The 12014-nt window shown below is 63.9% G+C and carries 10 protein-coding genes; 7 read left to right on the top strand and 3 right to left on the bottom strand.

Annotated features, from left to right (window positions below; genetic code table 11):
• Positions 1 to 154 precede the first annotated feature (154 nt).
• A complete protein-coding gene (locus SKZ59_RS17710) occupies positions 155 to 481 on the top strand; it encodes a hypothetical protein (RefSeq protein ID WP_034751776.1) in 327 nt (108 codons plus the stop codon).
• Between the two features lie 12 nt (positions 482 to 493).
• On the opposite strand, the gene SKZ59_RS17705 is transcribed toward SKZ59_RS17710, so the two are convergent.
• Positions 494 to 1420 carry a histone deacetylase family protein gene (locus SKZ59_RS17705; protein ID WP_034751778.1) on the bottom strand — a complete coding sequence of 309 codons (927 nt, stop codon included), beginning with the start codon at positions 1418 to 1420 and terminating at the stop codon, positions 494 to 496.
• Positions 1421 to 1631: 211 nt separating this feature from the next.
• Here SKZ59_RS17705 and SKZ59_RS17700 point away from each other — a divergent pair, with 211 nt between their 5' ends.
• The 5 genes from SKZ59_RS17700 to SKZ59_RS17680 all read left to right on the top strand — a co-directional run bounded on the left by SKZ59_RS17700 (position 1632) and on the right by SKZ59_RS17680 (position 7502).
• Positions 1632 to 2540, top strand: coding sequence for an AAA family ATPase (locus SKZ59_RS17700; RefSeq protein ID WP_319992491.1), 909 nt, complete (start codon positions 1632 to 1634; stop codon positions 2538 to 2540).
• Positions 2541 to 2545: 5 nt separating this feature from the next.
• Positions 2546 to 3559 (top strand): DUF58 domain-containing protein, encoded by a 1014-nt coding sequence (locus tag SKZ59_RS17695; protein WP_319992490.1) that lies wholly within the window; start codon positions 2546 to 2548, stop codon positions 3557 to 3559.
• Positions 3556 to 5577 carry a DUF3488 and transglutaminase-like domain-containing protein gene (locus SKZ59_RS17690; protein WP_319992489.1) on the top strand — a complete coding sequence of 674 codons (2022 nt, stop codon included), beginning with the start codon at positions 3556 to 3558 and terminating at the stop codon, positions 5575 to 5577. Before SKZ59_RS17695 ends, SKZ59_RS17690 begins: the two co-directional genes overlap by 4 nt.
• Complete coding sequence (mltB, locus tag SKZ59_RS17685; RefSeq protein ID WP_413774570.1) at positions 5568 to 6731, top strand: lytic murein transglycosylase B; 1164 nt, start codon at positions 5568 to 5570, stop codon at positions 6729 to 6731. Before SKZ59_RS17690 ends, mltB begins: the two co-directional genes overlap by 10 nt.
• Before the next feature lie 438 nt (positions 6732 to 7169).
• A complete protein-coding gene (locus tag SKZ59_RS17680; protein WP_034751784.1) occupies positions 7170 to 7502 on the top strand; it encodes a hypothetical protein in 333 nt (110 codons plus the stop codon).
• Positions 7503 to 7600: 98 nt separating this feature from the next.
• On the opposite strand, the gene cysM is transcribed toward SKZ59_RS17680, so the two are convergent.
• Positions 7601 to 8503, bottom strand: coding sequence for a cysteine synthase CysM (cysM, locus tag SKZ59_RS17675; RefSeq protein ID WP_034751785.1), 903 nt, complete (start codon positions 8501 to 8503; stop codon positions 7601 to 7603).
• Between the two features lie 252 nt (positions 8504 to 8755).
• On the opposite strand from cysM, the gene SKZ59_RS17670 reads away from it, so the two are divergent.
• A complete protein-coding gene (locus SKZ59_RS17670) occupies positions 8756 to 10513 on the top strand; it encodes an FAD-dependent oxidoreductase (protein WP_319992487.1) in 1758 nt (585 codons plus the stop codon).
• Here SKZ59_RS17670 and SKZ59_RS17665 read toward each other — a convergent pair.
• A complete protein-coding gene (locus SKZ59_RS17665; RefSeq protein WP_319992486.1) occupies positions 10510 to 11865 on the bottom strand; it encodes a M20/M25/M40 family metallo-hydrolase in 1356 nt (451 codons plus the stop codon). The genes SKZ59_RS17670 and SKZ59_RS17665 overlap by 4 nt on opposite strands.
• Positions 11866 to 12014 lie beyond the last annotated feature (149 nt).

The following is a 12014-nucleotide window of genomic DNA, read 5'->3' as shown; positions in this document are numbered from 1 at the left end:
TGGAAACCAGGTCAAGTATTTCCACATGGATTCTTTTATTTACTGAGAGTAATAAAAAAGTGTGCTCTAATATCGCCTCTTAAATGAAAAGCAATAATTTTCCAGGCTGGCTCCCGCCAGATGCAGGGAGATAGGCGATGGGGAATAGCTCGATATGATGATGGAACACACTGGCAAGGCGCCCGAGCGCGTGCCGCGCAATGACTGGAAGAAGGAATGCCGGCAGTTGCAGCAGCAAGTGGCGCAGCTGGAAGAGCGCCTGAAACGCCAGAGCGCCGACAGCTATGGCTTGCAAATGCTGTATGACCAACTGGTCAATGAAATCAAGCACCACCGCGACATGTTGCAACTCGACAGTTTTGATGCGGATAAATCATCGCTCGTCTACACGCAAGCCTGGCACCGCTTCATGGCGGGCGACGCGCTCGACTACCAGACGCACCGCCACACGAATTCCAGCAGCCGCCCCACCTTGCTGTAGCGCGCAGGGCCCTTACAGTTCCGCCAGCGCCTTCACGTGCGCCGCCACGCTGCGGCCCAGCGACGACAGGTTGTAGCCCCCTTCGAGGCAGCTGACGATACGGCCTTTGCCATACTGGCTGGCCACGGCCATCATCTGCTGCGTCATCCACGTATAGTCGGCCTCCACCAGGCCCATGCCGCCCACGTCGTCTTCGCGGTGGGCGTCGAAACCGGCGGAAATGAAAATCATCTGCGGCTGCTGCCGGTGCAGCGCGGGCAGCCAGTGGTCGAGCACCAGCTGGCGCACGGCGTCGCCCTTCGAGCGGGCTGGTACGGGCACGTTGACGCGCGTGTCCGTATACGATTCCACATCGCTGTACGGATAGAACGGGTGCTGGAAAAAGCTCACCATCAGGATGCGCGGATCGTGCGCAACGGACTCGGCCGTGCCATTGCCATGGTGCACGTCGAAGTCGACAATGGCGACCCGTTCAAGCCCGCGCACGTCGAGCGCATGCTTGGCGGCGATGGCGACATTGTTGAACAGGCAAAAACCCATCGGTTCGCTGGGCCGCGCATGGTGGCCGGGCGGGCGGATCGCGCAGAAGGCGTTGCTGATCTCGCCATCGATGACGGCGTCCGTGGCCGCTACGGCCGAGCCGGCGGCGGCCAGCGCCGCCTCGTAGCTGTGCGCGTTGAGCAGGGTGTCGCCATCGAGCGGATAGTAGTCGCCCTCCTGCGGCACATTGTCGCGCACGAGGCCGATGGCCGTGGCGCTGTGGTTGCGCTCGATATCGGACAATTGCGCGCGCACGCCATCGCGGTGCTCGACCAGGTCGCTGATGTGCGCGAGTATCAATTGATCATTGATGGCCTGCAAGCGGGCCGGCGATTCAGGGTGCCAGTCGCCCATTTCATGGCGCTGGCAATCGGGATGGGTATAAATGGCTGTGCTCATGCGCTGTACTGGTTACCTCTGTCTCTGTCCATTCTCCGGGAACACTGCATGGCATTCCTGTTCGCCCTGCGCGTTCTCGCATAAAATCACTGGCCGGTCTGTGCCGCTACCGCACTAATCTACCACGTGCACGGCACGGGCGGGCGGCACGGCTTGACCTGGCCAAAGCGATTGTAAATTAAATAATCCGTCTTACTGTGATAGAAATAGCATGTTTTCGAAAATACACCAGGCCGCACAGCAGATCGGCGAAGTTCTCGTCGGCAAACACTTGCAGATCCGCCAGACCCTCGCCTGCGTGCTGGCCGGCGGCCACCTGCTGATCGAAGACGTGCCCGGCGTAGGCAAGACGACCCTGGCCCACGCGCTGGCCATCTCGCTGGGCCTGCAATGGAAGCGCCAGCAATTCACGAGCGACCTGCTGCCCGCCGACGTGGCCGGCATGAGCGTGTATGACCGGGGCAGCGGCAGCTTCGTGTTTCATCCCGGCCCCCTGTTCACGCAAGTGCTGCTGGCCGACGAGATCAACCGCGCCACGCCGAAGACGCAATCGGGCTTGCTTGAAGCGATGGAAGAGCGGCAAGTGACGCTCGATGGCGTCACGCACGCGCTGCCGCAGCCGTTTTTCGTCATCGCCACGCAGAACTGCGCGCACCAGCTGGGCACCTTCCCCTTGCCCGAATCGCAGCTCGACCGCTTTCTCATGTGCGTAACCCTCGGCTACCCCGATGCGGCCGCGGAACGGGCGCTGCTGCTGGGCGCCGACCGCCGCGCCATGCTCCACACCTTGCCTGCCGTCATGAACGCGGAAGAATTGCTGCAAGCGCAAGCGGGCCTGCGCGCCATCCACACCGCGCCTGCCGTCGTCGACTACGTGCTGGCCCTCGTGCATGCCACGCGCGCGCCCGGTGTGTTTGCCGATGGCCTGAGCCCGCGCGCCGCGCTGGCCCTGCTGCAGGCGGCGCGCGCCTGGGCCGCCCTGGAAGGCCGCGACCACGTCACGCCCGACGACGTGCAAGCCGTGCTGCTGCCCGTCTGCGCCCACCGCCTGCATGCCGCGCAAGGGGCCGTCGATAGCCGCAGCCTGCTGCAGCACATGCTGTTGAGTATCCCCGTCTGATCGGCATGCGCTGGCGCAATATCCAATGGCTGCCGGCTCGCCCCTGGCTGGGCGCGCAGCGCGTGCACATCCGTCCCTCGGGCGCGGGCCTGGCGTTTGCAGCGCTACTGCTGGCGCTGTGGATCGCCGCCGTCAATTACCGCCTGGGCCTGGGCTATGCGCTCACGTATTTCGCGGCCTCCTGCGCCATCGCCGACATGCTGTTTGCCAGCCGCAATTTGGCGGGCCTGGCCCTGGCCGCCACGCCGGGCAGCCCCGTGTTCGCGGGCAGCCAGGCCACGTTCACCTTGCGCCTGATCAACCGCAGCGCGCGCCCGCGCCATGCGATCCACGTGGCCATCCGCGATTCGGCGGCAGCGCCCAGCCTGGCCGACATCGCCGCCCACGGGGAAACGGCCGTCAACATCGTCGTGGCCGCGCCGCAACGGGGATGGCTGATTGCCCCGCCCGTGCGCCTGTCCGGCAGTTTTCCGCTCGGTCTGTTCCTTGCCTGGTGCCACTGGCAGCCAGAGGCGCGCGTGCTCGTGTATCCGCAGCCCGAACACAATGCGCCGCCGCTGCCCTTGCCTGCCGGCACGCTACAGCAGGCACGGCAGCCACGTACGCAAGATGGCGCCCTGGAACTGGCAGGCGTGCGCGCCTACCAGCCCGGCGACCCCTTGCACCGCCTGGCCTGGCGCCAGATCGCCCGCCATGATGGCGAGCATGTATTCAGCAAGCAATTCCAGCCTGCCGCCGACTCTCCCGCAGGCGCAGCCCATGGCAGCATCATGCTCGAGCACGCTTCCCTGCACGCGCTGGCGCCGGAAGCGCGTTTGTCGCGCTTGGCCGCCTGGGTGCTGCAGGCGGAACGCACGGGCCTGCCATATGGCTTGCGCCTGGACACGCTGACTGTCGCGCCTGCCCTGGGCGCCAGCCACCGCGACGCCTGCCTGCGCGCACTGGCCCTGCACGGTTCGCCACACGGTTCGCCGCACGATTGGCGGCACGATTTTCCGCCAACGCAGGCGACGCCATGAAAGCCTGGCTGAGCAACTTGCCGCGCGACAAGGCCGACATCGTGCTGCTGTTGCTGGCCGCCGCCATGGTGCTGGCGCCGCACGCGCTGCACCTGCCTCCGTGGCTGTCGGCCGCCGCAGCAGCCCTTCTGCTGTGGCGCGCCGTCATCACCGTGCGGGGCAAGCGCCAGCCGCGGCTGGCCCTGCTCGCGCCGCTGGCCTTGCTCGGTATCGCCGGCGTCTACGCCAGCTATGGCACCGTGCTGGGACGCGATCCCGGCGTGGCCATGCTGGCCTTGCTGCTGGCCTTGAAATCGCTGGAAATGCATGGCCGGCGCGACATCTTCGTCTTTGTTTTCCTCAGTTTTTTCCTCCTGCTGGCAAATTTCTTCCATGCGCAAGGCATCCTCAGCGCCGCCTGGATGCTGGCCACCGTCATCGTCTTGCTGGCCGCCCTGCTGTCAGCCCAGTACGGCGCCGTGCAGCCCCGCCTGGCGCAACGGTTAAATTTACTGGGACGCATGCTGGCGCTGGCCATCCCCCTGTCGGCCGTGATGTTTTTTGCCCTGCCGCGCGTGGACGGCCCCCTGTGGGGTACGGCACCGGAAGGCGCGCAGGCACGCACGGGCTTGTCCGACAGCATGCAGCCGGGCGCCATCGCCTCGCTGGCCCTGTCAAGCGAACCCGTCTTCACGGCCCGATTTTCCACACCGCTCCCGCCGCAAGACCAGCTGTATTGGCGCGGCGTAGTGCTGGGCGACTTCGACGGCGCCACCTGGACGCGCCGGGGCGCAAAGGGCCGCGCGCCTGCCAGCGACAGCCGGATAGATATCGCGCTGGAAGGCCAGCCCAGCCACTACGAAGTCACCCTGCAAGCAAGCGGCCAGCGGCGCATCTTCGCGCTCGACGTGCCGCGCAGCATCGAACGCTTGCCCGGCAATCCGTACGTCGTGTCGTCCGCGCTGGAAGTGCTGACCATACAGCCTATTACTTCGACCGTGCGTTACCGCGTCAGTTCCCAGCCGCGCTACCGGCTGCAGGCAAACCTGTCGCCAGAACAGCAGCAGCCATGGCTGGCCTTGCCCGCTGGCAGCAACCCGCGCAGCGTGGCCTGGGCCCGCGCATTGCGCGGCAGCGGCGCGCGGGCGCTGGCGCCCGCCGGCGCGATCGCCGCCGTTCTCGGGCACTTCCGCCGCGCGCCGTTCCGCTACACCCTGCAGCCGCCGCTGCTGGGCAAGCAGGGCGTCGACGACTTCCTGTTTGGCACGCAGGCGGGCTTTTGCGAACATTACGCGGGCAGCTTTGTCGTGCTGATGCGCGCCATGGGCATACCCGCGCGCGTCGTCACCGGTTACCAGGGCGGCGTGCGCAACGGTACGGACAACAGCTTGACGGTGCGCCAGTCCGACGCCCATGCGTGGAGCGAAGTGTGGCTGGCGGGCCGAGGCTGGGTGCGCGTCGACCCGACAAGCGCCGTCGCCCCCCTGCGCACGCAGCGCAACCTCGACGCCGCCCTGCCGCCGGCCCCGTCGCCGCTCACGGCGTGGCGCGCCTTGGCCGGCCTTGATGGCGGCGCGCAAGGGGCGGTTGCCGCGTGGCGCCAGCAATGGCAGCAGGCCGAGCACGCCTGGAGCAGCTGGGTGCTCGACACCACGCCGCAGCGCCAGCGCGCCATGCTCGAGGGCTTGAAAAACGTGCCGGCGAAAAAGCTGGCACTCGCGTGCGCCGTGCTGGCCCTGCTGTCCGCCGTGGCGGGCGCACTGGTCTGGTGGCGGCAGGCGCGGCAAGGCGATCCGCTTGAAGCCCTGTATGCGCAGTTTTGCCATTTACAGGCGCGGCGCGGGTACAGCCGTGCGCCGCACGAAGGCCCGCACGGTTATGCTGCGCGGTTGGCCGCGGGCAAGGCCACACAAGAGGCACACGCCGCCATCGCACAGTTTCTGGCAATCTATGCCGCGATGAAGTATGGTAATGCCAGCCCAGACGAACAACTCCGCGCGCGGCGCCACTTGCGCCGCCTGTTAACCCAATGCCGATGAGACGCTCCTTGTTACCGATCAAATACCCCGCCCTGTCCCTGCTCCTCTCCCTTCCCCTGTGCCTGGCCACCGCGCACGCTGGCGAAAACAGCAATATTTCCGCTGCCGACCGCGCCCGTGCCGTGCGCGCGGCCAAAGCGCCGCCCGCCAAGGCAGCAGCCAAAAAGGCACCGGCGAAATTCGACTTCGAAGGCGAATTTGTCGACTATGCCAACTGGAAGGAAGTACGCGCCTTTCTCGACGACATGTCCGCCAAACACGGCTTTGACCGCGCCGAACTCGATACCCTGATCGGCAAGGTCCGCTATGTCGAGTCGACCGTGCAACTGATGAAGCCCGCGCCGCCCGGCAAGCCGAAGAACTGGCAAGCGTACAGCTCCCGCTTCATCGAACCGGTGCGCATCAATGCGGGCGTGAAATTCTGGGAAGAGAACGCGGAAGCGCTGGCGCGCGCCGAACGCGAATATGGCGTGCCGGCCGAGATCATCGTCGGCATCATCGGCGTGGAAACTGTATATGGACGCAACACGGGCCGTTTCCGCGTGCTCGACGCACTGACGACCCTCGCGTTTTCCTATCCGGAAAGCCCGACCCGCGCCGCGCGCATGGAATTTTTCAAGGGAGAGCTGGAAAACGCGCTGCTGTACGCGCGCAAGGATGGCATCGATCCCCTGACCCTGCTCGGCTCGTATGCGGGCGCCATCGGCCTGCCACAATTCATGCCTAGCAGCATCATGAAATATGCGGTGGATTTCGATGGCGATAGCCACATCGACCTGCGTAATTCCACATCCGACGCCATCGGCAGCGTCGCGCACTTCCTCGTCGAGCACGGCTGGCGTCGCGATGATCCAGCCATCAGCACCTATCCCGTCACCGTCTCGGCCAGCCGCGCGTGGGAAAAGTTCATTGGCCAGGGCTTGCAAGCGAAGTACCGGCTGGGGGAATTGCAGGAAGCCGGCGTGAGTGCCGCCCCGTCCACGCCCCAGAACATGCTGTTCGGCTTGATCGACTTGCAAAATGGTTCAGAAGCAACTGAGTATCACTTGGCAACCAATAACTTCTTTGCTATAACTCAGTACAACAGAAGTTATTTTTATGCCATGTCGGTGATCGACTTGGGCAAAGCCATCAGTCAAGTGCGCGCACGCTAACCGAAAGTCAGTGTAAAGTTATAATATTACTTGTAAGAAAGCGTAAGGGATATTGAATCGACCAGCAAACAGGTCTATGGTAGGCCCGATAACATGTGCCAGCCTCGCTCGCCAGCCTTTGTGCGGCACGGAATGCAGTAATGGTTTTATACTTAACTTTTGTCAAAGTACAATTTTTGTTCTATCATAGAGCATAATAAAGAATAAATAGGTGTTGCAGCTAGACAACACCGGTTCTGTACCAAGCAAGATTATTGGGCTTTCCCGCCTGAAATTGAATCCTGTTGTACAATTGTGTATATATCATGAAAAACTGTATCCCGGATCGTACCGTGTGTGAATTCGTTCCTTTTAGTAAAGAATGAACATGAACGCAGCAAGAGCGAGCTCCGAGTGTTTTTTACTTTGCAGTGCAACTACAGAAGGAACAATAACATCATGACAAACCAAGTCGGCATTGATATGAACAGCGATTCGGACTCCGACGATCTGCTTCAGTACAACCCAAACAGACTGCTCGATACCCTGATCGAAAACCTGCGCCTGAAAAACGACGCAGCCTTGTCCCGCGCGCTGGAAGTGGCGCCACCGGTCATCAGTAAAATCCGCCACCACCGCCTGCCGGTCGGCGCATCGCTGCTGATCCGCATGCACGAAGTCAGCGACCTGAGCATCCGCGACCTGCGTTACCTGATGGGTGACCGTCGTAACAAATTCCGTATCAGCGACAAGCAATTCAAGCCAAAAGAAGGCGAAACGCCACAAGGCTGATCCTGCCAGTTTTGCAGGTTTTCCCTCCCCGCCATGGGGAGGGGGTCTTTCCAGCAGTTCTCAGGCCGTTCTGGCCGATATATTTCCCGTATTAACTATCAGGCAGGAAACACGCCCGTCGAGAGATAGCGGTCGCCGCGGTCGCACACGACGAACACGATCGTCGCGTTTTCCACCGTTTGCGAGATGCGCAGCGCGATTTCGCACGCGCCGGCTGCAGAGATGCCGCAGAACAAGCCCTCTTCCGCCGCCAGGCTGCGCGCCATGCGCTCGGCCACGCCCTGGCTTACGTATTCCACCTGGTCCACGCGCGACTTGTCGTAGATTTTCGGCAAGTACGCTTCCGGCCACTTGCGGATGCCGGGAATCTGCGAACCTTCCTCGGGCTGGGCGCCGATGATCTGGATGGCGGGATTCTGTTCCTTCAAATAGCGCGACACGCCCATGATGGTGCCCGTCGTGCCCATGGCGCTGACGAAGTGCGTGACGCGGCCTTCCGTATCGCGCCAGATTTCCGGGCCCGTGCTTTCATAGTGGGCGCGCGAATTGTCTTCGTTGGCGAACTGGTCGAGGATCACGCCGCGGCCATCCTTCTGCATCTGTTCGGCCAGGTCGCGCGCATATTCCATGCCGCCCGTCTTCGGCGTCAATAAAATGTCGGCGCCGTAGGCGGCCATGCTCTGGCGACGCTCCACGCTCAGGTTATCAGGCATCAAGAGCAGCATCTTGTAGCCGCGCAAGGCGGCGGCCATGGCCAGCGCAATGCCCGTATTGCCGCTGGTCGCCTCGATCAGGGTGTCGCCGGGCTTGATGACGCCGCGCTCTTCAGCGCGCTTGAGCATGGACATCGCCGCGCGGTCCTTCACGGAGCCAGCCGGATTATTGCCCTCCAGCTTGCCCAGGATGACGTTGTTGCGCGCAAGCGCATCGGCACCCGGCAAGCGCGTCAGCTGCACCAGCGGGGTATTGCCTATCGTATCTTCAAGTGTCTTGTAAGCCATCGTGTCTGTTTGAGTAGATTCAACAAAGACCCATTCTAATATGAGATGCTGGACGGCGTATCGCTGATCGGCAGCAGCAGCCGGGCCCGTTTGTGCGTCCGGCTGCGCCGCCACTTGCCGCATGGCGCCTGCCGCGCTGCCATTTCCGGGCGTGCGCAAGGGGTATTGCGGCAGGCGCGCACCGCATGCGCTAGACTCGTCACTATTAGTTATTTTTGTTATTTGCTTATTCAGCCTCCGAACGGACTCGCCATGGCCAGCAGCACACCCGAATTCATTCCCGAAACGACGCAGGACGATCCCGTCCAGTTCGCCACGCTTGACTTGCATGGCCGCAGCCATCAGATCTCGCCCGTCTTCACTGGACCCGAACTGCAGCGCTTGCAGCGTTATGGCACGCGCCATCACTTTGCCGATGGCGAGACGCTGTTCGAGGCGGGCAGCAGCAGCTTCGGCATGCTGGTGATACTGTCCGGACGGGTCAGCATCAAGCGCCATGAAGTGATGGGACAGGCGTCCGTGCTGCGCGAAGTGGGCGTTGGTCACTTCATTGCCGAGGTGGCGCAATTGTCGGGCCGCCCCACCCTCGTCAACGGCAGCGCCGTCGGCGCCGTGGAATTGCTCGACATCAGTTCGGAATCGCTGCGCGCATTGATCGTGGCCGAGGCCGAAATGGGCGAACGCATCGTGCGCGCCCTGATCCTGCGCCGCGTCGCGCTGATCGAATCGAATTCAGGCGGCCCCGTGCTGGTGGGACCGCGCGGCAATGGCAATCTGTTCCACCTGCAAAGTTTCTTATCGAGCAATGGCCACCCGCACACGGTGCTCGATCCAGCCACGGATGCGGCCGCCGCCGCGCTGGCCGAACGCTACCAGCCCACGCCGCAGGAATGGCCGCTGGTCGTCTGCCCTGACGGCAAGATCATGAAGAATCCCGGCAATGCGGAGCTCGGACGCTGCCTGGGCATGCTGCCCGATTTGTCCGGCAACAAGATTTTCGACGTGCTGGTGGTGGGCGCCGGACCGGCCGGCCTGGCCACGGCCGTGTATGCGGCCTCCGAAGGCTTGAGCGTGCTGGCGCTCGAGCAGCGCGCGTACGGTGGCCAGGCGGGCGCCAGCGCGCGCATCGAAAATTACCTGGGCTTTCCGACAGGCATCTCCGGCCGCGCGCTGGCGGGGCGCGCCTATGTGCAGGCACAAAAGTTCGGCGTCGAAATCGCCACCCCGGCCAGTGCCGCCAACTTGCTGTGCGACACCTGGCCCCTGCGCGTCAATCTGTGCGACGGTACGCAGGTACGCGCCCGCACGGTCGTGCTGTCGTGCGGCGCGCGCTATCGCCGCCCCTCGCTGGCCAACCTGAAAACGTATGAAGGACGGGGCGTGTATTACTGGGCCTCGCCCATCGAAGCCAAGCTGTGCCGGCAGGAAGAGATCATCCTCGTTGGCGGCGGCAATTCGGCCGGCCAGGCGGCCGTGTTTCTATCCGGCCACGCCGCCAAGGTCCACATGGTGATCCGCGGCGAAGGTCTGGCGGCCAGCATGTCGAGCTACCTGATCGAGCGCATCGCCGCCACGCCCAACATCATCTTGCACACGCACACGGAAATCATCGCCCTCGAAGGCGACGACGATGGCTTGACGGAGGTGCGCTGGCGCAACAACCGCACGGGCGAGGAAGCCGATTGCGCCGTGCGCCGCGTGTTTCTTTTCGTCGGCGCCGACCCGAACACGGACTGGCTGCACGACTGCGCCGTGGCCGTCGACGAACAGGGCTTTATCCGCACGGGCTTCGACGTCACGCGCGCCGAATGCCGCGCCCACGGCCACGCAATCTATCCGCCAGACTTGCCGGACCGGGCCGCGCTGGAAACGAGCGTGCCGGGCGTGTTCGCCATCGGCGACGTGCGGGCCGGCTCCACCAAGCGCGTGGCCGCCGCTGTCGGCGAAGGCGCTGCCGTCGTTTCCCAGATTCACGGCTTTCTTGCGCGCCTGCCCGTCAACAGCGCTTAACGCAAGGGCATGGGATACGTGGCCACGCTGACATTGCCGTCGCTGTCGATGGCCTGGACGCCAAAGAAATAGTTGTCTTTCGACAGCTTGACCCTGGCTTCGGTGACATTGCCCACGTCCTGTGCGCCCTGCCACTGGTCCGCCGTCGTGGCGCGCCAGACGATGCGGTAGCCGGCCAGGTCCGGTTCCGTATTCGGCTGCCATAGCAGCGAGGTGGCGTTTTCCAGCTGGGCCGTGCGCACCTGCACGCCGGCTGGCGCGGCCGGCGCCAAGGCCAGCGACGCGAGCGCCGCCGCATTCACGCGCGCCACTTTCGCCACGTAGTCATAGTCGACGAATTGCGGCAAGTCGCCGTACTGCACGCCGTTTTCCACGCGTACATCCTGGTGCTGATGGGCAAAATCTTCGTGCGGTTCCGTGAAACGCAGCGCCGCGTACCCTTGCGCGAGGAAAGGCATATGGTCGCCGCCGCGCAGGTAGCGGTCGGCGCGCTGGATGACGTTGACCGTAAAGCCGGGCACATAGCGCTCGCCCACCTGTTTCACATGGCGCGCCAGCTGGCGCGAAATCGAATCGTTTTCGCCGCCCGTCGCCACCAGGGCGCGCACGCCGTCGCTCATCTCCTTCACGGCCGGGATGCCTTCGGCAAACAGGCGCACCTGGCCGCCATCGACCGTGCCGTCTTCCGCGCGCGAACTGCCGATGATGTCGTTATTGAGCATGCCGGCGATATTGAGATTTTTCAATTTTGCCTGCTGCGCCCAATGGCCGGAACCCAATAGTCCCTGTTCCTCGGCCGCCACGGCCATGAAGACGATGGTGGCGTCGAACTGGTAGCGCGCCATGGCGCAAGCCGTCTCGATCACGGCCGCCGTACCGGACGCGTCATCGTTGGCGCCAGGCGCGTCGCCCTGCGCATCCATCACGTCGGTGGCGCGCGAGTCGTAATGGCCGCTGACGACATAGATGCGCCCGGCCGACTGCGGCTGACTGCCGGGCAAGGTCGCCACCACGTTGACGATGTCCGTCGGCCGCGCAATGCGTTTCGAGACGGGCGCGATATGACTGTCGAACGCCACCTGCAACCGACCGCCCGCCTGCGCGCCGCAGCGCTCGAGCTCGGCCTTGATCCAGCGCCTGGCCGCGCCGATGCCGCGCGTGTCGGACACGGTATCGGACATCGTATGCCGCGTCTGGAAGCCCACGAGCTTGCGCACATGCGCCTCGATGCGCTGCGGCGAAATGTCGGCCACCACCTGCCTGATCTGCTGCTGCGCCGGTTCGGCGCCCGGTGCAGCCGCCGCGCCCGCCGACAGCATGGCTGCCGTCATTGCCGTCAAAATCCGTCCCATGCGTGCATCCCCCGGTGATTGATTGAGCTGGCCATTCTCGCATTTTTGACGACGGGCAAGGATGTTCCTGGACGAAAATCGTGCATTATAGAAACTGCTACAATCGGCTGTTGCCCCGCTCACGAAAGACACCGCATGCGCCTGACCAC

Source organism: Janthinobacterium sp. GMG2 (assembly GCF_033949445.1).
GTDB classification, from domain to species: domain Bacteria; phylum Pseudomonadota; class Gammaproteobacteria; order Burkholderiales; family Burkholderiaceae_D; genus Janthinobacterium; species Janthinobacterium aestuarii.
The sequence above is the reverse complement of the archived record's forward strand: the minus strand, read 5'-3'. Positions and strand labels throughout refer to the sequence as shown.

Bases quoted from the DNA above. Each gene is read 5' to 3' on its own strand.
- SKZ59_RS17670 (WP_319992487.1), top strand. From the start codon at position 8,756: ATGGCCAGCAGCACACCCGAATTCATTCCCGAAACGACGCAGGACGAT.
- cysM (WP_034751785.1), bottom strand. From the start codon at position 8,503: ATGGCTTACAAGACACTTGAAGATACGATAGGCAATACCCCGCTGGTG.
- mltB (WP_413774570.1), top strand. From the start codon at position 5,568: ATGCCGATGAGACGCTCCTTGTTACCGATCAAATACCCCGCCCTGTCC.
- SKZ59_RS17690 (WP_319992489.1), top strand. From the start codon at position 3,556: ATGAAAGCCTGGCTGAGCAACTTGCCGCGCGACAAGGCCGACATCGTG.
- SKZ59_RS17680 (WP_034751784.1), top strand. From the start codon at position 7,170: ATGACAAACCAAGTCGGCATTGATATGAACAGCGATTCGGACTCCGAC.
- SKZ59_RS17700 (WP_319992491.1), top strand. From the start codon at position 1,632: ATGTTTTCGAAAATACACCAGGCCGCACAGCAGATCGGCGAAGTTCTC.
- SKZ59_RS17665 (WP_319992486.1), bottom strand. From the start codon at position 11,865: ATGGGACGGATTTTGACGGCAATGACGGCAGCCATGCTGTCGGCGGGC.
- SKZ59_RS17695 (WP_319992490.1), top strand. From the start codon at position 2,546: ATGCGCTGGCGCAATATCCAATGGCTGCCGGCTCGCCCCTGGCTGGGC.
- SKZ59_RS17705 (WP_034751778.1), bottom strand. From the start codon at position 1,420: ATGAGCACAGCCATTTATACCCATCCCGATTGCCAGCGCCATGAAATG.
- SKZ59_RS17710 (WP_034751776.1), top strand. From the start codon at position 155: ATGATGATGGAACACACTGGCAAGGCGCCCGAGCGCGTGCCGCGCAAT.